Annotated in this window: 18 protein-coding genes; 11 read left to right on the top strand and 7 right to left on the bottom strand. The window is 74.4% G+C overall.

The features are described 5' to 3' along the window. The 6 genes from ABZ836_RS27505 to ABZ836_RS27480 form a co-directional block, all read right to left on the bottom strand. A partial coding sequence (locus tag ABZ836_RS27505) for a sigma-70 family RNA polymerase sigma factor (RefSeq protein WP_361146534.1) occupies window positions 1–1,026 on the bottom strand: 1,026 nt, incomplete at its 3' end. An 18-nt stretch (window positions 1,027–1,044) separates the two neighbouring features. After that, window positions 1,045–2,247, bottom strand: coding sequence for an FAD-dependent oxidoreductase (locus ABZ836_RS27500; RefSeq protein ID WP_361146531.1), 1,203 nt, complete (start codon window positions 2,245–2,247; stop codon window positions 1,045–1,047). A gap of 214 nt (window positions 2,248–2,461) precedes the next feature. Continuing rightward, the gene (locus tag ABZ836_RS27495) at window positions 2,462–3,517 is read right to left on the bottom strand and encodes a glycoside hydrolase family 11 protein (protein ID WP_356139250.1); all 1,056 of its coding nucleotides are present in this window, start codon (window positions 3,515–3,517) and stop codon (window positions 2,462–2,464) included. 397 nt (window positions 3,518–3,914) lie between these two features. Then, complete coding sequence (locus tag ABZ836_RS27490) at window positions 3,915–4,769, bottom strand: sugar phosphate isomerase/epimerase family protein (protein ID WP_361146528.1); 855 nt, start codon at window positions 4,767–4,769, stop codon at window positions 3,915–3,917. After that, window positions 4,766–5,944: a dihydrodipicolinate synthase family protein gene (locus tag ABZ836_RS27485; protein ID WP_361146525.1), complete on the bottom strand. Its 1,179-nt coding sequence runs from the start codon at window positions 5,942–5,944 to the stop codon at window positions 4,766–4,768. The genes ABZ836_RS27490 and ABZ836_RS27485 overlap by 4 nt, the downstream gene beginning before the upstream one ends. Continuing rightward, on the bottom strand, window positions 5,941–7,104 hold the full coding sequence (locus ABZ836_RS27480; RefSeq protein WP_361146522.1) for a Gfo/Idh/MocA family oxidoreductase: 1,164 nt from the start codon (window positions 7,102–7,104) through the stop codon (window positions 5,941–5,943). The genes ABZ836_RS27485 and ABZ836_RS27480 overlap by 4 nt, the downstream gene beginning before the upstream one ends. Before the next feature lie 299 nt (window positions 7,105–7,403). Here ABZ836_RS27480 and ABZ836_RS27475 point away from each other — a divergent pair, with 299 nt between their 5' ends. Further along, window positions 7,404–8,489, top strand: a complete 1,086-nt coding sequence (locus tag ABZ836_RS27475) for a LacI family DNA-binding transcriptional regulator (RefSeq protein ID WP_361146519.1) — start codon at window positions 7,404–7,406, stop codon at window positions 8,487–8,489. 78 nt (window positions 8,490–8,567) lie between these two features. Here the strand turns inward: ABZ836_RS27475 and ABZ836_RS27470 are convergent, their stop codons facing one another. After that, a complete protein-coding gene (locus tag ABZ836_RS27470) occupies window positions 8,568–9,386 on the bottom strand; it encodes an NAD(P)-dependent oxidoreductase (RefSeq protein ID WP_356139242.1) in 819 nt (272 codons plus the stop codon). A gap of 239 nt (window positions 9,387–9,625) precedes the next feature. On the opposite strand from ABZ836_RS27470, the gene ABZ836_RS27465 reads away from it, so the two are divergent. The 10 genes from ABZ836_RS27465 to ABZ836_RS27420 all read left to right on the top strand — a co-directional run bounded on the left by ABZ836_RS27465 (window position 9,626) and on the right by ABZ836_RS27420 (window position 21,482). Beyond that, entirely contained in the window at window positions 9,626–10,585 is a 960-nt protein-coding gene (locus ABZ836_RS27465; protein ID WP_361146515.1) for a 5-dehydro-4-deoxyglucarate dehydratase, read from the top strand. Further along, entirely contained in the window at window positions 10,582–11,772 is a 1,191-nt protein-coding gene (locus ABZ836_RS27460) for a hypothetical protein (RefSeq protein WP_361146512.1), read from the top strand. Before ABZ836_RS27465 ends, ABZ836_RS27460 begins: the two co-directional genes overlap by 4 nt. A gap of 438 nt (window positions 11,773–12,210) precedes the next feature. After that, entirely contained in the window at window positions 12,211–12,867 is a 657-nt protein-coding gene (locus ABZ836_RS27455) for a GntR family transcriptional regulator (protein ID WP_356139236.1), read from the top strand. Window positions 12,868–12,929: 62 nt separating this feature from the next. Next, window positions 12,930–13,841, top strand: a complete 912-nt coding sequence (locus tag ABZ836_RS27450) for a dihydrodipicolinate synthase family protein (RefSeq protein ID WP_356139256.1) — start codon at window positions 12,930–12,932, stop codon at window positions 13,839–13,841. After that, window positions 13,838–15,613, top strand: a complete 1,776-nt coding sequence (gene araD / locus ABZ836_RS27445) for an L-arabinonate dehydratase (protein WP_361146508.1) — start codon at window positions 13,838–13,840, stop codon at window positions 15,611–15,613. The genes ABZ836_RS27450 and araD overlap by 4 nt, the downstream gene beginning before the upstream one ends. Window positions 15,614–15,826: 213 nt before the next feature. Further along, the gene (locus ABZ836_RS27440; protein ID WP_356139232.1) at window positions 15,827–16,774 is read left to right on the top strand and encodes a sugar ABC transporter permease; all 948 of its coding nucleotides are present in this window, start codon (window positions 15,827–15,829) and stop codon (window positions 16,772–16,774) included. Further along, window positions 16,771–17,679, top strand: a complete 909-nt coding sequence (locus tag ABZ836_RS27435) for a carbohydrate ABC transporter permease (RefSeq protein WP_356139230.1) — start codon at window positions 16,771–16,773, stop codon at window positions 17,677–17,679. The genes ABZ836_RS27440 and ABZ836_RS27435 overlap by 4 nt, the downstream gene beginning before the upstream one ends. Window positions 17,680–17,788: 109 nt before the next feature. Next, on the top strand, window positions 17,789–18,988 hold the full coding sequence (locus ABZ836_RS27430; RefSeq protein WP_356139228.1) for a Gfo/Idh/MocA family oxidoreductase: 1,200 nt from the start codon (window positions 17,789–17,791) through the stop codon (window positions 18,986–18,988). Next, window positions 18,985–19,926, top strand: a complete 942-nt coding sequence (locus tag ABZ836_RS27425; protein WP_361146503.1) for a PmoA family protein — start codon at window positions 18,985–18,987, stop codon at window positions 19,924–19,926. Before ABZ836_RS27430 ends, ABZ836_RS27425 begins: the two co-directional genes overlap by 4 nt. Beyond that, window positions 19,923–21,482 carry a family 43 glycosylhydrolase gene (locus ABZ836_RS27420; RefSeq protein WP_361146500.1) on the top strand — a complete coding sequence of 520 codons (1,560 nt, stop codon included), beginning with the start codon at window positions 19,923–19,925 and terminating at the stop codon, window positions 21,480–21,482. Before ABZ836_RS27425 ends, ABZ836_RS27420 begins: the two co-directional genes overlap by 4 nt. Window positions 21,483–21,539 lie beyond the last annotated feature (57 nt).

The raw sequence follows: 21,539 nt of genomic DNA, 5'->3' as shown, positions 1-21,539 counted from the left end.
TGCGAGGTCCTGGACTTCGTGGTGCTCGGGCGGGAGGACGACGGCTCGGTGGAGATCGGGCCGCGGGAGGGGTTCGGCGGGCCGCAGCCCCCGCTGGGGGTCGGGGTCCCGCTGCCGCCATGCCTCGGTCAGGCGGGTGAGGCGGGCGGGGGCGGCGATGCCGCGGACGGTGGCGATCCTGCCGTGCGCGACGTCGAAGGAGACGGAGCCGACGACCTGGTCGCCGACCACCGCCAGCAGGGCGGGGGAGCCGTTGACGACGGCGAAGTGCAGGGCGGGCGTGCCGCCGGCCAGGCGGCGTTTCGCGGGGGAGGGCCGGAAGCCGGCCCGCGCGACGGCGGCGACGCGCCGCGGGGTGTCGAACCGCAGCAGCCTCCTCGCCGGACCGGCGCCGTCGGAGATCGCCGTCGCGTCGTCGGTGAGCAGGGCCACCAGGCGTTCGGTGCGGCCGGACGAGGCGGCGGCCAGGAACTCCTCGACGATCCGGCGGGCGGTCGCCGGATCGACCTCGTCGCGACGGCGGGCGGCGGTGAGGCGCCGGCGGGCCCGGTGGAGGTGCTGCTGGCTGGCGGAGGCGGTGATGTCGAGGACGGCGGCGATCTCGGTGTGGCTGTGCGCGAACGCCTCGCGCAGCACGTAGACGGCGCGCTCCACGGGGGTCAGGCGCTCCATGAGGGTCAGCACCGCCAGGGAGACGGACTCCCGCTGCTCGACCGTCTCGGCCGGGCCGAGCAGGGGGTCGCCGTCGAGGAGCGGCTCCGGGAGCCAGTCCCCGGCGCTGCGTTCGCGGCGGAGCTGTGCGGAGCGGAGCCGGTCGAGGCACAGGTGGGTGACCACCTTGGTCAGCCATGCCTCCGGCACCTGGATCCGCCGCCGGTCCGCGGCCTGCCAGCGCAGGAAGGCGTCCTGCACGGCGTCCTCGGCGTCGGCGGCGGAACCGAGCAACCGGTAGGCCAGGGAGGCCAGCCGGTTCCGGCCGGCCTCGAACCGGCCGGTGTCGAAGGGATCCGTGGCGCTGCTGTCCACGCGGGTCACCTCCACGGGCTAGGCGACGGCGGTCTCGGTGAACGGGCCGCCCGGCGTGGCCGTCAGGCGGTGCCGGCGCCTGGGCAGGCCGAAGGCCGGGTGCTCGATCGCCCACAGCGAGCCCCGGAGGATCACCGCCTTGACGCGGACCGCCGTGCGTCCGCCGAGGTACTTCGGCCGGGGCCGGCCCGCGGCGTCGACGGTCTGCGCGATGGCGTACCGCCGGCCGAGGCTGATGTGGTTGCCCACGTAGGCCAGCTTGGCGTCGGCGATCGGCCGGCCGGTGAGGCGCCCGACGATCGCGTGGGCGGCCTGCTGCGAGGTGGCGCCGGCCGTGGCGCAGGACATCGGCAGCGCCAGGCCGTTGTCGCCGACCGCGTAGGCGCTGTCGCCGACCGCGTAGACGTCCGGGTGCGACACCGAGCGCATGGTGCGGTCGACGGCGATCCGGCCGTCCCCGGTGACCTCCAGGCCGGCGGCGGCGGCCAGGGACGGGACGGCGAACCCGGCCGTCCACACGGTGGCGTCCGAGGCCAGGGCGGTGCCGTCGGCGCACAGCACCCGGGCCGCCTCGACGGCCTCGACGGTGGTGTGCTCCAGGACGGTGACGCCCAGGCGCTCGCAGGCCCGGCGCAGGTGGGCGCGGGCTCCGGGGGAGAGGCGGGCGCCCAGCTCGCCGCGGGCGATCAGCGTCACGGACAGGCCGGGCCGGGCCTCGGCGATCTCGGTGGCGGTCTCGATGCCGGTCAGGCCGTCGCCGACGACCACCACCTCGCCGCCCTCGCCCCGCCCGTCCAGGTGGGCGAGGCGGTCGCGCAGGCGCAGCGCGGCGGGGAGGCCGGTGACGTGGAAGGCGTGCTCGTCCACGCCCGGCACGCCGCGGTCGTCGACGTGACTGCCGAGCGCGTGGACGAGGGTGTCGTAGCCGAGTTCGCCCCCGCCGTCGGCGTCGGCCACGGTGACGGTCCGGCGCCCGAGGTCCACGCCGGTGACCCGGCCCAGGCGCAGCCGTACGCCGGTGCCCGCGAAGAGGTCGGCGAGGCGCGGGGCCGCCACCCGCTGCCCGGCCGCGACCTGGTGCAGCCGCAGCCGCTGGACGAACTCCGGCCCGGCGTTGACGACGGTGATCCCGGTCTCCGCCGGGGACAGGCGACGGGCCAGCTTCCCGGCCGTGCAGATGCCGGCGTAGCCGGCGCCGAGGACGACGATGCGGTGCTTCATGGAGGCGCTCCTGTCGGTTCCGATGCTCCCGGTGATTGAGTGGAGCAGGGGGCCGATTGCTGACAGGAACGGAATGTGAGCTGGGTCACGCGCCCTGCCGGTCGGGGCGGGCGACGGCGACGGCGCGGTGCCGGAAGGCACCGCGCCGAGGCGGGAAGGGGCCGCGTGGGGGCCGATTGGGGGCCGCTTGGGGGGTGTGCGGGAGGCGTGCGGGTCAGCCCGCGGTGCAACTGCCGACGGACGGGGTCGGGGTCGCCGGGCCGCTGACGGTGAAGCCGAACGAGGTCGACTGACCGGAGCCCAGGGTGCGGTTGTGGCCGGCCGGCGTCACGGTCACCACGTTCCCGCTCCGGCTCATGGTGCCGTTCCAGAGCGAGGTGATCGTCTGGTTGGAGGCCAGCGTCACCGGCACCCGCCAGTTGGTGACGCCGTTGCTGCCCGCCCGGACCGTCACCTCGCCGTTGAAGCCGTTGTTCCACGCGTTGGTGGTGCGGTACGTGGCGCTGCAGGCGCCGGTGCCCGGCGGGGGGCTGCTCGGCGGGGGTGTGGTGGGGGTGCCGCCACCGCCGCCCAGGGTGATGTTCGAGCTGCCGCTGCTCTGGTAGCCCTCGGTCGCCATGATCATGTAGTAGTTGAACGACCCCATCGGCATCCCGGCGCGCTGCCACGCGTCGAAGTGGACGCCGGTGTTGATGGTGCCGCTGCTGCGCTTGCTGTTCCGGACGCTCCAGTACTGCTGGAAGGTCTTGGTGCCCTCCACCGACGGCGCGTTGGTCCGCGTGGACTCGTAGATCGTGTACGTGCCGCCGTCGTCGGTGACCGTGCCGCGCTGCTGGCCGGCCGAACCCGGGTTGTACGGGCCGTGGTTCTCGACGATGTAGTACTCCACCAGCGGGTTGGAGGTCCACCCGTAGAGCGCCAGGTAGCCGTTGCTGCCGGGGTTGAAGGTGCCGGAGTAGGTCACCGTGCGGCGGCTGCCGTTGGCCCAGCCGAGGCCGCCGACCCAGTTGTTGGTGTTGCTCCACTGGCTGCTGTACTGGCCGGCGGCGCCCAGCGTCATGGAGACGGTGCCCGGGGCGTCGGTCCAGAAGGAGTAGTAGTACCCGTTGTACGTGCCGGTGGAGTTGCTGGTGAGGACCTGGTCGGCGCGCGCGGTACCGGGCAGCAGCAGTCCGGAGCCGGCCGCCGCGACCAGCGCCCCGGCGCCGCCGAGGACCAACCTCCTGCGGCTGACCGGACGTAAGCCGGAGTTGTCGGGGGTCTCGCTCATACGAGTGTTCCTCCTCGTGGGTGGCGCCGTCGGTGACCGGAAGGCACGCCGAGCGCGCCTCGCACGTGCAGCGACGAGGGCGACAGGGGGGATCGGCCTCACGCCTGCGGCGGTCGGCCGGGGAGCGTCACCACAGTCTTGCGCGGTCCGGGGGATGTCAAGCGTTGCGCAATGTTTTCGAAACTCCGCTGTCACGTGGTGGAGTTCTTCTCCCAGGTCAGCGCACAGGTGTGCGGGGAGGGCGGAGGAGAGGGTGGCTGTCCGGCCGCCGGTGGGTCCTCGGTTGCGAAACTTTCGGAACTTCCGGAGAGCCACGGCCGGGGGGGCACCGGCCCTTCGGCCGGTGCCCCCGGGAACCGCGGCGACCGCGACCGCGGCCGCGCGTGGCGGCGGCGGGTCAGAGCGCGTGCGCCGCGTACCGTTCCAGCACCTCCTCCAGCACCTCCGCGCCGTCCCGCGCCCAGAGGCCCTCGTTGAAGATCTCCACCTCGACGGGCCCGGTGTACCCGGCCGTGTCGACCAGTTCCCGGAAGCGGCGCAGGTCCACGCTGCCGTCGCCGAGCTGGCCGCGGCCCAGGAGGACCCCGGCGGGCAGCGGGGTGATCCAGTCGGCGAGCTGGAAGGCGGCGATGCGGCCGCCGTCCGGACCGGCTGCCCCGGCCCGGGCGATCCCCGCCGCCACCGTGTCGTCCCACCAGATGTGGTACGTGTCGACCACCACGCCCACCTCCTCGACGGGGAAGCGCTCGGCGAGGTCCAGGGCCTGGCCCAGGGTGGAGACCACGCAGCGGTCCGAGGCGAACATCGGGTGCAGCGGCTCGATCGCCAGGCGCACCCCGCGCTCCCGGGCGTAGGGGGCGAGTTCGGCCAGCGCCTCCGCGATCCGCTCGCGCGCCCCGTGCAGGTCGCGGTCGCCCGCCGGGAGGCCGCCGGAGACCAGGACCAGGGTGGTCGTGGCGAGGGCGGCCGCCTCGTCGATCGCCGCCCGGTTGTCGTCCAGGGCGGCGGCCCGGGCGCCCGGCTCGGAGGCGGTGAGGAAACCGCCGCGGCACAGGCTGGTGACGGTCAGTCCCGCCTCGCGGACCAGCCGCGCGGCGCGCTCCACGCCGTACTCCTGCACCGGCGCCCGCCACAGGCCGACCTGTGTGACCCCCGCCTTGCCGCAGCCCTCCATCAGCTCGGGGAGGGACCACTGCTTGACGGTTTCCTGGTTGATGCTGAAGCGGGAGAGCCCCGCGCCGGCGGCCGTCATCGGGCCACCCCGTCCGCCCCGTCCACCCCGTACACCGCGAGCAGGTTCCGCATCCGGGCCTCGGCGAGCGCCGGGTCCGGGAACAGGCCGACCGTGTCGGCGAGTTCGTAGGCGCGCGCCAGGTGCGGCAGGGAGCGGGCCGACTGCAGGCCGCCCACCATCGCGAAGTGGTCCTGGTGGCCCGCGAGCCACGCCAGGAACACCACGCCCGTCTTGTAGAAGCGGGTCGGGGCGGCGAACAGGTGGCGGGCCAGTTCCACCGTCGGGTCGAGGATCTCCCGGAAGCCCGCCGTGTCGCCGGTGTCCAGGCCCCGCACCGCCCGCGCGGCCAGCGGCCCCAGCGGGTCGAAGACGCCCAGCAGCGCGTGGCTGAAACCGCGCTCGTCGCCCGCGATCAGCTCCGGGTAGTGGAAGTCGTCGCCGGTGTAGCAGCGCACGCCGTCGGGCAGGCGCCGGCGCAGCGCCACCTCCCGCCCGGCGTCCAGCAGCGACACCTTGACGCCGTCGACCTTGTCCGGGTGGGAGGCGACGACCGCCAGGAAGGCCTCGGTGGCCGCGTCCAGGTCGTCGGCGCCCCAGTAACCCTCGAGGGCCGGGTCGAACATGGGGCCCAGCCAGTGCAGGATCACCGGCTCGGAGGCCTGCCGCAGCAGCGACTCGTAGACCTCCAGGTAGTCCTCCGGGCCCTTCGCCGCGGCGGCCAGCGCGCGCGACGCCATCAGCACCGCCTGCGCGCCCGCCTCCTCGACGACGGCGAGCTGTTCCTCGTACGCCGCGCGCACCTCGCCGAGGGTCGCCCCGGGCACGGTGAGCTGGTCGGTGCCCACACCGCAGGCCACGTGCCCGCCGACCGCCTTCGCCTCGGCGGCGCTGCGGCGGATCAGCTCCCGGGCGCCCGCCCAGTCCAGGCCCATGCCGCGCTGCGCGGTGTCCATGGCCTCGGCGACGCCCAGCCCGTGCGACCACAGGTGCCGGCGGAAGGCGAGGGTGGCGTCCCAGTCGACGGCGGCCGGTCCGTCCGGCGTGGTGTCGGCGTACGGGTCGGCCACCACGTGCGCGGCGGCCAGGACGGTGCGGGAGACGAGCGGCGCGCCGCCCGCCGCCAGGTCCGCGGGGGCCGAGCGCGGGATGTGGGGGACGGTGCCCCCGCCCGCGCGGGGCAGCAGGATCGTCACAGCGTCAGCTCCGGAACGTCGAGGCGGCGGCCCTCGGCCGAGGAACGCAGACCCAGCTCGGCGAGCTGCACGCCGCGCGCGCCCGCCAGCAGGTCCCAGGTGTACGGCTCGTCGAGGACCACGTGGCGCAGGAACAGCTCCCACTGCGCCTTGAAGCCGTTGTCGAACCCGGCGCCGGGAGCCAGGTTGTCCGGCACCTCCTGCCACTGGTCGCGGAAGGACTCGGTGACCGGCAGGTCCGGGTTCCACACCGGCTTCGGGGTGGCGGAGCGGTGCTGGACGCGGCAGTTCCGCAGCCCCGCGACGGCGGAGCCGTGGGTGCCGTCCACCTGGAACTCGACCAGCTCGTCACGGTTCACCCGCACCGCCCAGGAGGAGTTGATCTGGGCGACGGCCCCGCCCTCGAGCTGGAAGACGCCGTACGCGGCGTCGTCGGCGGTGGCCTCGTAGGGCTTGCCGTTCTCGTCCCAGCGGCGCGGGACGTGGGTGGTGGCCAGGGCCTGGACCGTGGTGACCCGGCCGAAGAGCTCGTGGAGCACGTACTCCCAGTGCGGGAACATGTCGGTGACGATGCCGCCGCCGTCCTCGGCGCGGTAGTTCCAGCTCGGCCGCTGGGCGGCCTGCCAGTCGCCCTCGAAGACCCAGTAGCCGAACTCGCCGCGCACCGAGAGGATCTCGCCGAAGAAGCCGCCGTCGATCAGGCGCTTCAGCTTGAGCAGGCCCGGCAGGAAGATCTTGTCCTGGACGACGCCGTGCTTGACGCCGGCCTCGCGCGCCAGCCGTGCCAGGTCCAGCGCGCTCTCCAGCGAGGTCGCGGTGGGCTTCTCGACGTACAGGTGCTTGCCGGCGGCGATGGCCTTCTTCACGGCCTCGACGCGGGCGGAGGTGACCTGCGCGTCGAAGTAGATCTCGACGGTGTCGTCGGCGAGGACGGCGTCCAGGTCGGTGGACCACTCGGTCAGGGAGTGCCGTTCGGCCATCTCGCGCAGGGCGTGCTCGCGGCGCCCGACCAGGACGGGCTCGGGCCACAGCACCGTGCCGTCGCCGAGGTCGAGGCCGCCCTGCTCCCGCAGGGCCAGGACGGAACGGACCAGGTGCTGGCGGTATCCCATCCGTCCGGTGACGCCGTTCATGGCGATCCGCACAGTTCTGCGTGTCACGGGCTTCCTTCCGAGGTGGGGCGGGACGGTTCCGGCCGGGCCGCGCGCGCCGGGCGGGCGGGACCAACGGGTCGAAGCGGACGGAACCAGGGGATCCGGTCGTGGTCAGCGCCGTAGAAAGCGCTTTCTACAGGGGTACGCTAGCGACCGGTCGCGGATCCGTACAGAGGGAGCGGCGGAAGGAACCGGACCGGGCCGTCCCGCGACCGCGAAGATGGGACGATCACCCCGAGCGCCGGGGCCGGGGGAACCGCCCCGGCTCCCGCCCCACCACGACCCGCCGACGCCTGGAGGGCCCCATGGCTGTGACCTTGTCGGACGTGGCGAACCGTGCCAACGTCTCGCCCGCCACGGTCTCCCGCGTGCTGAACGGCAACTACCCCGTCGCCGCCGCCACCAGGGAACGCGTGCTGCGCGCGGTCGACGAGCTGGACTACGTGCTCAACGGGCCGGCCAGCTCCCTCGCCGCCGCCACCTCCGACCTGGTCGGCATCCTGGTCAACGACATCGCCGATCCCTTCTTCGGCATCATGGCCTCGGCCGCGCAGTCCGAGATGGTGGGCCTCGACGCCGACGGGAACGGGACGGGGCGGGCCGGCGGCGAGAAGCTGGCCGTCGTCTGCAACACCGGCGGCTCGCCGGACCGCGAGCTCACCTACCTGACCCTCCTCCAGCGCCAGCGGGCCGCCGCCGTCCTGCTGACCGGCGACACGGTCGACGACCCGGCCCACTCGGCGGCGGTCGCGGCGAAGCTGGCGCGGCTCGCCGAGGGCGGTACGCGGGTGGTGCTGTGCGGGCGCCCGTCGCCCGCCGCGCACCCGGACGCCGTGCTCGCCGCGCTCCCGTTCGACAACCGGGGCGGCGCCCGCGCCCTCACCGCGCACCTGCTGGAGCTCGGCCACCGGCGCATCGGCCAGGTCGCGGGCCCCGCCGAGCGCACCACCACCCGCCACCGCCTGGAGGGCCACCGCCAGGCGCTGGCCGCCGCGGGCCTCGGCGACGCGGAGGACCACGAGCGGCTCACCGTGCACGGGTCGTACGACCGGCTCTCCGGCTACCGGGCCGCACGCGAACTGCTCGCCCGCGAACCGGACCTGACGGCGATCGTGGCCGCCAACGACACGGTGGCGCTCGGGGTCTGCGCCGCCCTGCGGGAGGCCGGGCTGCGGATCCCCGAGGACGTCTCGGTGGCCGGCTTCGACGACCTGCCCTTCAGCGCGGACGCCGTGCCCGCGCTCACCACCGTCCGGCTGCCGCTGCAGGAGGCCGGGGCGCGGGCCGGGCGGCTGGCGCTCGGCAGGGAGGAGCCGCCCGCCTCGGGCGTGGCCGAGGTCGGCGCCGAACTCGTCGTGCGGGCCTCGACGGCCGCGCCGGGGAGGGACTGAGCCGGCGCGGGGGCATGGGGGCCGGGCCCTCGCGCCGGGCGGCCTGCGTGGGCGCTGCCGTCGGGCCGGGCGGCCGGCTCAGTGCGGCCAGATCGGCGGATTGGTGGTGAAGTGCCCGCCGAGCAGACCCTGTTCGGGGTTGTCCGGGTCCCACTCGCCCTGCTCGGCGATCAGCTCGGCGGCGAACCGCTCGGAGTCGTCCTGCGGTTCGTAGCCGAGCGCCCGGGCCGAGGAGAGGTCCCACCACAGACGGGTGTTGTCGGAGCTGCCGTAGACCACGGTGTGGCCGACGCCCTCGGCGGTCAGCGCGGCGTGGAAGAGCCGCGCGCCGTCGGCGGGGCTCATCCACACCGACAGCATCCGCACCGTGGTGGGCTCGGGGAAGCAGGAGCCGATACGGACGGACACCGTCTCCAGGCCGTGCCGCTCCCAGTACAGCTGCGCCAGGTCCTCGCCGAACGACTTGGACAGGCCGTAGAAGGTGTCGGGGCGGCGCGGGGTGTCCACGGGGATCAGCGGGGCGCCCGCGCGGGGGGCCGGCGTGTAGCCGACGGCGTGGTTGCTGGAGGCGAAGACCACGCGGGAGACGCCTTCCTCGCGGGCCGCCTCGTAGAGGTGGTAGGTGCCCTCGATGTTGGCGCGCAGGATCTTCTCGAAGGTCGACTCCAGCGAGATGCCCGCGAGGTGGACGACCGCGTCCATCCCGCGCACGGCCTCGCGCAGCGCCGCCCGGTCCGCCAGGTCGGCGGTGACCACCTCCTCGGTGTCCCGGACGTCCTTGACCGGCATCACGTCCAGCAGGCGCAGGGTGTACCCGTACTGCGGCAGCAACTCCCGCAGCAGGGTGCCGAGTCCGCCCGCGGCACCGGTGAGCAGGAGGGAGCGGGGAGCGGGCATGACGTTCTCCTCGGGTGGATCAGGGGAACCGACGGATCCGGCTGGTCTGCATCCATGGACGGTGTTCACGGACGTGCGCACGCTAGGGAGTGGACCGTTGTGCCGTCAAGTGTGCGCGTAATCGCTTGTCTTGACCGGGAATGGCGGCTGCCCTAGCGTGACCGGCGTTCAGAAATATAAACATCGGTCAGGTGCATGTACGTCGCTGTCGCGCCGCCGTCCGTCGTCCAGGGAGTCCCGTGACCTCACCCTCACCGACCTCGCCCCCTCTCAGCGCCCGGTTCGACGGTGTGCTGTTCTTCCCCGTCACCCCGTACGGGCCGGACGGATCCGTCGACATCGACGCGTTCCGGGCCCATGTGCGGGACGGCATCGACGCCGGCGCGGCCGGCGTCTTCGCGTGCTGCGGCACCGGCGAGTTCCACGCCCTGACGCCCGAGGAGTTCCAGGCCTGCGTCGCCGCGGCGGTGGCCGAGGCGGCCGGGCGGGTGCCGGTCCTCGCGGGCGCCGGGTACGGCACCGCGCTGGCGATCCGGTACGCCGGCCTCGCCGAGGAGGCGGGCGCCGACGGGCTGCTCGCCATGCCGCCGTACCTGGTGGTGGCCGACCAGCGCGGGCTGGAGGCCCACTACACCGCGCTGGCGGACGCCACGTCCCTCGACGTGATCGTCTACCAGCGCGACAACGCGATCCTCGCCCCGGAGACGGTGGCCCGGCTGGCGGCCCACCCCCGGATCGTCGGACTGAAGGACGGGGCGGGCGACCTCGACCTGATGCAGCGGATCGTCAGCGCCGTGCGCACCGAACGGCCCGACGAGGACTTCCTCTACTTCAACGGGCTGCCCACGGCGGAGCTCACCGCGCTCGCCTACCGGGGCGTGGGCGTCACGCTCTACTCGTCGGCCGTGTTCTGCTTCGCCCCGGAGATCGCCGTGGCCTTCCACCGGGCGCTGACCCGTGGGGACGACGCCACGGTGAACCGGCTCATCGACGGCTTCTACCGGCCGCTGGTCGAACTCCGCGCGCAGGGACGCGGCTACGCCGTCTCGCTGGTGAAGGCGGGCGTGCGGCTGCGCGGACGGGACGTGGGGGAGGTCCGGCCGCCGCTGAGCGAACCCGCCGACGCGCACGTCAAGGAACTGGCCGACATCGTCACCCGCGGCTACGCGCTGCTGCCGGACGAGGGGAGCGGGGGGTGAGGGCGTCGGCGTTCCTGTACCCGTGGGACGTCACCGGTGACCCGGAGGCCGCCGGGCGGACCGCTGCCCTGGGGGTCCGCCAGGTCACCCTGGCCTCCGCCTACCACTCCACCCGCGCGCTGACCCCGCGGCACCCGGCCCACCGGGTGGTCACCGCCGAGCACGCGGCGGTCCTCTACCCGCCGGAACCCGGACGCTGGGAGGGGCGGGACCTGCGGCCGTACCCGGCCGGCGCCTGGGCCCCGGCCGGGGACGACCCGTTCGGACGGGCCGCCGAGGCACTCGCCGACGCGGGCCTGGAGGTGCACAGTTGGGTGGTGCTCGCCCACAACTCCCGCCTGGGCGCCGAGCATCCGGACATCTGCGTGGTCAACGCCTACGGCGACCGCTACCCGTGGGCGCCGTGCATCGCCCGCCCGGCGGTCCGCGCGTACCTCGGCGGCCTCGCCGCCGAGGCCGCCGTACGGCCCGGGGCCGCGGGCACGGAGCTCGAGTCCTGCGGGTGGTACGGGTTCGCGCACCTGCACGCGCACGACAAGGTCGGCGGGGTCGGGCTCGGGGACGCCGCGCAGTACCTGATGTCGCTGTGCTTCTGCCCGGACTGCCGCGCCGGGTACGCGGAGGAAGGGCTCGACCCGGGGGAGCTGGCCGCGCTGGTGCGGCGCGCGCTGGAACCCGTGTGGGCCGCGGGGGGCTCCGGCGCCGCCGGATGGCCGGAGGTGGAGAAGCTGCTCGGAGCGGGTCCCGCCGCGGCCACGCTCGCCTGGCGGACGCGGGTGGCGCGGGCCGTGCAGGAGGAGGCGGTCGGCGCCGTGCGGGCCGCCGCGCCGCCGGGCTTCCGGGTGCTGCTCCACGCGGACCCGGCGCCCTACCGGAGCGGCGCCAACGCCGGGGTGGACCCGCGCCACGTGCTGGGCGTCGCGGACGGGGTCGTGCTGCCCTGCACGGGCGGAGCGGCCGCGCGGGAGGCGGTGCTCCGGCCGTTCGCCCCGCACCGCGGTGAGGGGGCGGTGCTCGCCGCGAACCTCACCGTCGTCTCCGGGATGGGCGGCGACCCCGGCGGGCTCGCCGCCGACGCCGCGCACGCGGCCTCGCTGGGCGCGACGGAGCTGCGGCTCTACCACGCGGGCCTCGCCTCGGACGCGGACCTGCGGGTCGTCGCGGAACAACTCGCCGCGCTCGACTGACCGTCCGGGGCCACAAGGGCCACCACCCTCACGCAGGTCGGCCGGGGGAGGCCTGTGGGTGGCCTCCCCTCCCCTCCTCCGCCCGGGCGGAGGAGGGGAGGGGCCTTTTCGCCCGTTCCTCCGGCGGCTGCGCCGGTGACGCCCCACCTCGACCGGCGACGCGACCGTGCGGCCGCTCGATCCCCTGCTCGCCGGCCGCCAGGCACGCCCGACCCATCGCGACCAGGGACCCGTCGGCGTCGCCGTGCACGCCCGTCGGCGCCGCCCGTCGGGCGCGCGCGCCACCTCGTCCCGCGGTTCCCGCGTCCAACCCGGCCCGTCCGCGCGGATTTTCCTTGCTCGAAGCATTGACGAAACACAGGCACGGTCCTAGCTTCGTCGCGTCGTACTTCGTACGTCATATATGAGACGTGATACGTCGGATACGAAAGAGACCCCATGGCCTTCGCCGCCCCCAGTCCCATCCCCTCCCGCACCCAGTACGTGCTGGACGCGATCAAGCACGGCATCCTGACCGGGCAGCTGCTGCCCGGCCAGGCGCTGGTGGAGGCGGAGCTCGCCGGGCGGTTCGGGGTGTCCAAGACGCCGGTGCGGGAGGCGCTGAAGACGCTCGCGGGGACCGGGCTCGTGGTGATGAGCCAGTACAAGGGCGTCACCGTGCGCGAGGTGGACGCGGCGATGGCCCGCGAGGTGTACGACGTCCGGCTGCTGCTGGAGCCCGAGGCGCTGCGGCGGACCATCACGCGCCAGGTGTCCCTGGACACCGCCGCGGAGGCGCTGGTGCGGGCCGACGAGGCCGAGGACACTGCCGAACGGAGCCTGGCCAACCGGGAGTTCCACCGCTCGCTCTACCTGCCGTGCGGCAACCCGCTGCTCGCCCGGATGCTCGACGAGGTCCGCGACCAGGCCGCGCTCGTGTCCGCCGTGGTGTGGGGCGCCATCCCCTCCTGGGAGCGGGAGGCGGCCGAGCACCGGGAGATCCTCCGGCTGGCCCGGGCCGGCGACGCCGACGGCGCGGCCCGCGCGCTGCACGCCCACATCGCCTCGTTCGTGGACCGGGCCTTCCCCGGCGCCGAGGAGGGCGACGACATGTGACAGCGAAGGGTCGGGCCCAGCAGGTGCACGGACATCGTCACGGAGAAGAAAGGGCGGCCTCGATGGCGCACGCGGACCACACTCCCCTCAGGACAGCACTCGCCGACGTCGTCGCGATCCCCACGACGCCCTTCGCGGCGGACGGCGGGATCGACCTCGACGCCCACCGGGTGCTGCTGCGCCGGCTGCTCGACGCGGGCGTGCGCACCCTCACCCCGAACGGCAACACCGGGGAGTTCTACGCGCTGACCCCCGAGGAGCGGCGCACCGTCACCGAGGTGACGATCGAGGAGGCCGGGGACCGGGCGACGGTCCTGGTCGGCGTCGGGCACGACGTGCCCACCGCCGTGGCCGCCGCCGTCCACGCCCGCGAGGCGGGCGCGGGCATGGTGATGGTGCACCAGCCGGTGCACCCGTACGTGTCACGGGACGGCTGGATCGGCTACCACCGCGCCGTCGCCGAGGCGGTGCCCGAACTGGGCGTCGTGCCCTACATCCGCAACCCGCACCTGGACGGCGAGGCCCTCGCCGAGCTGGGCGGGACCTGCCCCAACGTGATCGGCGTCAAGTACGCCGTGCCGGACGCCGCGCGCTTCGCCGCCTTCGCCCGGGACGCGGGCCTGGACCGCTTCGTGTGGGTCGCCGGCCTCGCCGAGCTGTACGCCCCCTCCTACTGGGCGGGCGGCGCCACCGGCTTCACCTCCGGCCTGGTCAACGTCGCCCCCGGCATCTCGCTGGCGATGCTGGAGGCGCTGCGGGACGGGGACCTCCAGGGCGCCATGAAGGTGTGGGAGCAGATCCGGCCCTTCGAGGAGCTGCGCGCGGACCGCCAGTCCGCGGACAACGTGAGCGTCGTCAAGGAGGCGCTCGCCGTCCTGGGCCTGTGCCGGCGCGAGGTCCGTCCGCCCAGCCACGAGATCACCGAGGAGCGCCGTGCCGCCGTCGCCGCGCTGGTGAAGGGGTGGGGCATATGAGCACCCGGCCCACGGAAGCCCGGTCCGCCGACGCCCGGCCGAGGACCGTCCGCCCCGAGGACCTGCGCAGCCACCGCTGGTACGGCGACTCCGTCTCCGCCGGCGTCCGCACCTTCAGCCACCGCGCCCGCACCCGCCAGCTCGGCTACCTGCCCGAGGAGCACCTGGGCAAGCCCGTCGTCGCGATCCTCAACACCTGGTCGGACATCAACCCCTGCCACGTCCACCTGCGCGAGCGCGCCCAGGCGGTCAAGCGGGGGGTGTGGCAGGCGGGCGGCTTCCCGCTGGAGTTCCCGGTGGCCACGCTGTCGGAGACGTTCCAGAAGCCGACCCCGATGCTCTACCGGAACCTCCTCGCCATGGAGACCGAGGAGCTGCTGCGGTCCTACCCGGTGGACGGCGCCGTCCTCCTCGGCGGCTGCGACAAGACCACGCCCGCGCTGCTCATGGGCGCGGCCAGCGCCGACCTGCCCGCCGTGTTCGTCCCGGCCGGCCCCATGCTGCCGGGCCACTGGCGGCAGGAGGTCCTGGGCAGCGGCACCGACATGTGGAAGTACTGGGACCAGCGGCGCACCGGCGAGATCGGCGACTTGGAACTCGGCGAGCTGGAGAACGGACTGGCCCGCTCGCCCGGCCACTGCATGACCATGGGCACCGCCTCCACGCTCACCGCCGCCGCCGAGGTGCTCGGCATGACGATGCCCGGCGCCTCGTCGATCCCCGCCGTCGACTCCGGCCACGAGCGGATGGCCGCGGCCGCCGGCGCCCGCATCGTCGACATGATCCTGGAGGACGTCAAGCCGTCGACGATCCTCACCCGGGAGGCGTACGAGGACGCGGTCGCCACCGTCCTCGCGCTCGGCGGATCGACCAACGCGGTCATCCACCTGATCGCCATGGCCGGACGCTCCGGCGTCACGCTCACCCTCGACGACTTCGACCGCATCGCCCGGACCGTGCCGGTCCTCGCCAACCTGCGCCCCGGCGGGGCCTACCTGATGGAGGACTTCCACTTCGCGGGCGGCCTGCCCGGCTTCCTCACCCGCATCGCCGACGTCCTCCACCTGGAGCGGCCCACCGCGGCCCATGCCACGCTCCGCGCCCAGCTCGACGGCGCCCTGGTCCACGACGACCGGGTCATCCGCCCGCGTCACGAGCCCCTGGCCGACGAGGGCGGGGTCGCGGTCCTGCGCGGCAACCTCTGCCCCGACGGGGCCGTGATCAAGCACATCGCCGCCGAACCGCACCTGCTGCGCCACACCGGGCCGGCCGTGGTCTTCGACGACTACCGCACCCTGCAGCGCACCATCGACGACCCCGCGCTCGGCATCACCGCCGACCACGTGCTGGTGCTGCGCAACGCGGGCCCGCAGGGCGGTCCCGGAATGCCGGAGTACGGGATGCTGCCCATCCCCGAGTACCTCCTCAAGGAGGGCGTGCGGGACATGGTCCGCATCTCCGACGCCCGGATGAGCGGCACCAGTTACGGCGCGTGCGTGCTGCACGTCGCGCCCGAGTCGTACGTCGGCGGCCCGCTTGCGCTGGTGCGCACCGGCGACCTGATCACCCTCGACGTCCCGGCCCGCACCCTGCGCCTGGAGGTCGACGACGCCGAACTGGAACGCCGCCGCTCCGCCTGGACGCCGCCGCCCAAGCGGTGGGAACGCGGCTACGGCGCGCTGTACCAGGAGGAGATCACCCAGGCCGACACCGGCTGCGACTTCGGCTTCCTCTCCCGCCCGGGAAAGGTGCCCGAACCCTACGCCGGCTGAGCCGCCGCCGGCCGGCCGCGCCCTGGGGCCCCGGCCGGCGGCGCACCACCCCACCTCCCAGGGACTTTTCGCACGGCGTCGAGCAAGCGCTTTCTATCAGCGCTCCCCGCTCACGCCCGCACGGGCCGACCAGGCCTGACGGGCCGACCAGGCCGACCGGGCCCGATGCCCGCACCACGAGCACGACCGCCAGTGAGAACGGAGACAGAGGTCATGGCCCCAGCAGCAGCCGCAGCCGTGGCGAAGACACCCCGGGGCGCACCCGGGCGGCGGAGGACCGGCAGCAGCACACCGCGTCACCTGCCGTACCTGCTGATCGCCCCCGCGGGGCTGCTCATGCTGGGGTTCATCGCCTACCCGGTCATCAGCGTCTTCTACTACAGCCTCCAGCACTACAACGTCACCAAGCCCTGGCGGAACGGCTTCGCCGGCTTCGACAACTTCGTCCGCGTCTTCACCGACGACCCGCTGTTCCGCGACTCCCTGGTGTTCAGCGCCAAATGGGTCGTCACCGAGGTCTCGCTGCAGCTCGTCCTCGGCCTGGCGCTGGCCCTGCTGGTCAACCAGACGTTCGTCGGACGCGGCATCGCCCGCGCCCTGGTGTTCTCCCCGTGGGCCGTCTCCGGCGTGCTGACGACCACCATCTGGATGCTGCTCTACAACCCCTCCACCGGGGTGAGCCGCTACCTGGCGGACGCCGGCATCGGCACCTACGGCACCTCCGTGCTGTCCGACACCGGCACCGTCTTCTGGGCCGCGGTCCTCACCGAACTCTGGCGCGGCGTCCCCTTCTTCGCGATCCTCATCCTCGCCGACCTCCAGTCCGTCCCCAAGGACCTCTACGAGGCGGCCTCGGTCGACGGCGCGGGCCGGATGCGGCAGTTCGTGCACATCACCCTGCCGCACCTGAAGGACGCGATCATTCTCTCCACGCTGCTGCGCGCCGTGTGGGAGTTCAACAACGTCGACCTGCTCTACACCCTGACCGGCGGCGGTCCCGCGGGCGTCACCACGACGCTCCCGCTGTACGTCGCCAACACGGGCATCGAGGGACACGACTTCGGCTACGCCTCCGCGCTGACCACCGTGGCTTTCGTGATCCTCCTGTTCTGCTCCATCCTCTACCTGCGTCTGAGCAAGTTCGGAGGCGACTCCCGGTGACCGCCGCACTCACCGAGCAGGGCGCGCGCACCGCGCCCCCGTCCGACACCCCCGTCGTCCCGCCGCCCGCGTCCCGCCGCCGGCGCAGCCGCGCCGTCGACGACGTGCCGCGCTGGCAGATCTACCTGCCGCTGGGGCTCTACCTGCTCTTCACCCTCGTGCCGTTCTACTGGATGCTGCTCTTCGCGCTGCGGCCCGCGGGATCGACCTCGCTGGTGCCCTGGCCGATGACCTTCGAGCACTTCGAGAAGGTCTGGAACGAGCGCAGCTTCGCCGTCTTCTTCCAGAACAGCATGCTGGTCGGCGTCGCCACGCTGATCGCGACCACGCTGATCGCCCTCTCCGGCGGCTACGCGCTGGCCCGCTTCAACTTCCGGGTGAAGAACGCCTTCATGCTCGCGCTGCTGTGCTCGCAGTTCATCCCCGGCGCGCTGATGCTGGTGCCGCTCTTCGAGATCTTCCGCAACCTCCGGATGATCAACTCGCTGGAGAGCGTGATCATCGCCGAGACGGTCTTCCAGCTGCCGCTGTCGATGATCCTCATCAGCGGCTTCATCAAGAACGTGCCGGTGTCCCTGGAGGAGGCCGCCTGGGTCGACGGCTGCTCACGGTTCCGCGCCTTCCGCGCCGTGGTGCTCCCGCTGCTGCGGCCCGGACTGATCGCCGTCGGGTCGTTCGCCTTCGTGCACAGCTGGAACCACTTCCTGTTCGCGCTGATGTTCCTGAGCGAACAGGACAAGCAGACGATCCCCGTCGGCCTCAACACCCTCATCGGCGCCGACAGCGTGGACCTGGGAGCGCTCGCCGCGGGCGGAGTGATCGCCGCCGTGCCCGTCGTCCTGGTCTTCGCCTTCATCCAGAAGTGGCTGATCACCGGCTTCAGCGCCGGCGCCGTCAAGGGCTGACCCGCTGTCACCCCGTGCTCCCGCCCCAAGCCGCCCGATCCCGCTGCCCGCACCCGGCCCTCACCGCCCCGAACCGTCCGTCCCCGCGTACACGTCGAAGGAGGCCCGCATGACCGCCCCGCATCCCACCCCGCCGCCGGTGCCCCTGGTGCTCGCCGGGGCGCGCGGCCACGGCCGCCTGCACCTGGAGAACATCCGCCGCCTGGAGGCCGCCGGACGGGTACGGCTGGCCGGGGTCTGCGACCTCACCCCGCTGGAGGCGGACGAGTTGGCGGGCTTCGCCTCGCCACCGCGGCAGTCGTCCGACTTCGCCGCCCTGCTCGACGCCACCGGCGCCCGGGTCGCCGTCGTCTGCACCCCGCTGCAGACGCACGCCGACCTGGCCGCCGCGGCCGCCGCCCGTGGCGTGCACCTGCTGCTCGAGAAGCCGCCGGCCGCCTCCTGGTCCGCCCACCGGCGCGTGGAGGAGGCGGTGCGGGAGGCGGGGACGGCCTGCCAGATCGGCTTCCAGGCCCTCGGCTCCCACGCGCTGCCCGCGATCCGGGAGCTGGTCGCCTCCGGCGCCGTCGGCCGGGTCCGGGGGGTGGCCGCGGCCGGCGCGTGGGTACGCGACACCGCCTACTGGGCCCGCGCGCCCTGGGCCGGCCGGCGCCGCCTGAACGGCGTCGACGTGGTGGACGGCGTGCTCACCAACCCCCTCGCCCACGCCGTCTCCACCGCCCTCGCCCTCGCCGGGACCGACCGGGGCGAGGACGTCACCGGCGTCACCACGGAACTGCTGCGCGCCAACGACATCGAGGCCGACGACACCTCCTGCGTCCGCGTCACCACCGACCGCGGGGTGGATGTCGTCGTCGCCGCGACGCTGTGCGCCGAGCGGGCCGGTGAGCCGTACGTCCTGGTCCACGGGGAGAGCGGCCGGATCACCTTCTGGTACAAGCAGGACCGGGTGCTGGTGCAGCGCGCCGGACACGGCCCCGAGGAGCACGTGTACGACCGCACCGACCTGCTGGAGAACCTCCTCGACCACCTGGCGGACGGCACCGAACTGATCGCCCCGCCCGCCCGGTCCGGCGCCTTCATGCGGGTGCTCGAAGCGGTCCGCACCGCCCCCGACCCCCGGCCGCTGCCGCCGGACGCCTGGCACACCGCCCACGACACCCCCGCGCCCCGGCGGGTCGTGCGCGGCGTCGACGGCCTCGTCGCCGCCTGCGCCGACACCCTCCGGCTGTTCTCCGAGACCGGCGCCGAACCCTGGGCGGCGCCCTCCGCCACCTCCGCCTCCCTCGGAACGAGGTCCGCCTCATGACCACCGACCACGCGTCCACCGCCCCGTCCGGGCACCAGGAGGCAACCGCGTCCGCCGCGTCCGCCGCGTCCGTTTCGGACGCCCCGCCCGTCCCGGACGCCGCGTCCGTCCTCGCCGAGCTGCGCTGCGCGGGCCGGACCGTCGCCCGCTACGGCGTCCGCCCGGACCTCGACCCGCGCCTGTCGCCCCGCCCCTTCCTGCACCCGGTGACCACCCTCGGCGGCGTGCCCGTCACCGAGGAGATGCCCGGCGACCACCTCCACCACCTCGGCGCCGGCATCGCCGTGCCCGACGTCGACGGCCGCAACTTCTGGGGCGGACGCACCTTCGTCCGCGACCGGGGCCCCGTCGCGCTCGACAACCACGGAACCCAGCGCCACACCGGCTGGGCCCGCCGGGAGGACGGCGGGTTCGAGGAGGAACTGGTCTGGGAGGCGGACGGCGACGTGCTGCTGCGCGAGCGGCGCACCGTCACCGCCACCGCCCTCACCGGCCACGCCTGGGCGCTGGACCTCACCTTCACGCTCACCCCCGCCGGGGGCGCCGTCACCATCGGCAGCCCGGCCACCAACGGCCGCCCCGGCGCCGGCTACGGCGGCTTCTTCTGGCGCGCCCCCAAGGAGGCGTCCGCGCCCGCCGTCTTCACCCACGACGCCGAGGGCGAGGACGCCGTGCACGGCCGCACCGCGGACTGGATCGCGCTCGCCGGGGACGGCTGGACGCTGGTCCTCGCCGGCGCGGACGGCACCACCCGGCGCGACCCGTGGTTCGTGCGGACCACCGAGTACCCCGGTGTCGGCTCCTCCCTCGCCTGGTCCCGGCGACTGACCGTCCCGGCCGACCGGCCCCTGGTGCGCCGCCTGGTCACCGTCGTCGCCGACGGCCGCCTCGACCGCCGCACCGCCGCCGGCCTGGTGAAGGAGGCGACCGCCGCGTGAACGCCCACCGCCCCTGGACCGCCGACCTCGGCGACGGCACCTACCGCAACCCGGTGCTCAACGCCGACTGGTCCGACCCCGACGTCGTGCGCGTCGGCGAGGACTACTACCTCACGGCCTCCAGCTTCGGCCGCGCCCCCGGCCTGCCCCTGCTCCACTCCCGCGACCTGGTCAACTGGACCCTCGTCGGCCACGCCCTCCAACGGCTCACCCCCGAGGCGGAGTTCGCCGTGCCCCGGCAGGACTGCGGGGTGTGGGCCCCGGCGCTGCGCCACCACGCGGGCCGCTTCTGGATCTTCTGGGGCGACCCGGACCAGGGCGTCCTCCAGGTCAACGCGCCCGCCGTCGAGGGCCCCTGGACCACGCCGCACCTGCTGAAGCCGGGCCGGGGACTCATCGACGCCTGCCCGCTGTGGGACGAGGAGACCGGCGAGGCGTACCTGGTGCACGGCTGGGCCAGGTCCCGCGCCGGGGTGAAGAACCGCCTCACCGGCCACCGGATGAGCCCCGACGGCACGACCCTGCTCGACGAGGGCACCGTGATCGTCGACGGCGACCTGCTGCCCGGCTGGTTCACCCTGGAAGGGCCCAAGCTCTACCGGCACGACGGCTGGTTCTGGATCCTCGCCCCCGCCGGCTCGGTGGAGACCGGCTGGCAGGGAGCCTTCCGCGCGCGGTCCTTCTTCGGCCCGTACGAGGAGCGGATCGTCCTGCGGCAGGGCGACACCGAGGTCAACGGCCCCCACCAGGGCGGCTGGGTGCGCACCGCGGAGGGGGAGGACTGGTTCCTGCACTTCCAGTCGCGCGGCGCCCACGGCAGGGTCGTCCACCTCCAGCCGATGCGCTGGACCACCGACGAACAGGGCGCCCCCTGGCCGGTGATGGGCGACGACGGCAGCCCCGTCACCGTCCACCGCAAGCCGCACGCCCCGACGCAGCCGCCCACCGCGCCCGTCACCGACGACGACTTCCCCGGTGGACGGTTCGGCCTCCAGTGGCAGTGGGCCGCCAACCCCGGCGACGGATGGACCACCGAGCACGACGGCGCCGGGCTGCGCCTGACCTGCGTCCGCACCGGCCGTCCCCACGACCTGCGCGGCCTCGGGCACGTCCTGACCCAGCGGATGCCCGCCGAGACGTTCACCGCCGAGGTCGAGCTGCGGCTCGACAGCGAGGCCGAGGGCGCCAGGGCCGGGCTCGCCGTCGTCGGCGACGCCTACTCCTGGATCGGCCTGGAACGCGTCGCCGGCGGCGAGGCCCGCCTCGTCCACCGGTTCGCCGAGGGCACGGCGTCCCGCGAACGGGACGCCGCGCACCCGAGGGACGCCCCGCGGGCACGCGCCCGGCTGCGCGTCGAAGTCACCCCGGGTGCCCGGTGCCGGTTCCTCGCCGACACCGGCGACGGCTTCCGGCCGTCCGGCGAGGTGTTCGCCGCGGCCCCCTGGGGCTGGGTGGGCGCCCTGCTCGGCCTCTTCGCCGCCGCACCGCCCGGGACGGGCACGGCCGGCGCCGGAGTCTTCAGCCGCTACCGCGCCACCGCCAGACCCACCGCCTGACCCACCGGCGGCCGGCACACCACCGCCTCACACACCACCGCCCGACCCACCGGCGGC

The sequence above is a fragment of the Streptomyces sp. NPDC047130 genome (assembly GCF_040643475.1).
Lineage (GTDB): Bacteria > Actinomycetota > Actinomycetes > Streptomycetales > Streptomycetaceae > Streptomyces.
The sequence above is the reverse complement of the archived record's forward strand: the minus strand, read 5'-3'. Positions and strand labels throughout refer to the sequence as shown.

Excerpts from the sequence above, each read along its gene's own strand:
- ABZ836_RS27500 (WP_361146531.1), bottom strand. The coding sequence starts at position 2,247 with ATGAAGCACCGCATCGTCGTCCTCGGCGCCGGCTACGCCGGCATCTGC.
- ABZ836_RS27495 (WP_356139250.1), bottom strand. The coding sequence starts at position 3,517 with ATGAGCGAGACCCCCGACAACTCCGGCTTACGTCCGGTCAGCCGCAGG.
- ABZ836_RS27490 (WP_361146528.1), bottom strand. The coding sequence starts at position 4,769 with ATGACGGCCGCCGGCGCGGGGCTCTCCCGCTTCAGCATCAACCAGGAA.
- ABZ836_RS27475 (WP_361146519.1), top strand. The coding sequence starts at position 7,404 with ATGGCTGTGACCTTGTCGGACGTGGCGAACCGTGCCAACGTCTCGCCC.
- ABZ836_RS27470 (WP_356139242.1), bottom strand. The coding sequence starts at position 9,386 with ATGCCCGCTCCCCGCTCCCTCCTGCTCACCGGTGCCGCGGGCGGACTC.
- ABZ836_RS27455 (WP_356139236.1), top strand. The coding sequence starts at position 12,211 with ATGGCCTTCGCCGCCCCCAGTCCCATCCCCTCCCGCACCCAGTACGTG.
- ABZ836_RS27450 (WP_356139256.1), top strand. The coding sequence starts at position 12,930 with ATGGCGCACGCGGACCACACTCCCCTCAGGACAGCACTCGCCGACGTC.
- araD (WP_361146508.1), top strand. The coding sequence starts at position 13,838 with ATGAGCACCCGGCCCACGGAAGCCCGGTCCGCCGACGCCCGGCCGAGG.
- ABZ836_RS27440 (WP_356139232.1), top strand. The coding sequence starts at position 15,827 with ATGGCCCCAGCAGCAGCCGCAGCCGTGGCGAAGACACCCCGGGGCGCA.
- ABZ836_RS27430 (WP_356139228.1), top strand. The coding sequence starts at position 17,789 with ATGACCGCCCCGCATCCCACCCCGCCGCCGGTGCCCCTGGTGCTCGCC.
- ABZ836_RS27425 (WP_361146503.1), top strand. The coding sequence starts at position 18,985 with ATGACCACCGACCACGCGTCCACCGCCCCGTCCGGGCACCAGGAGGCA.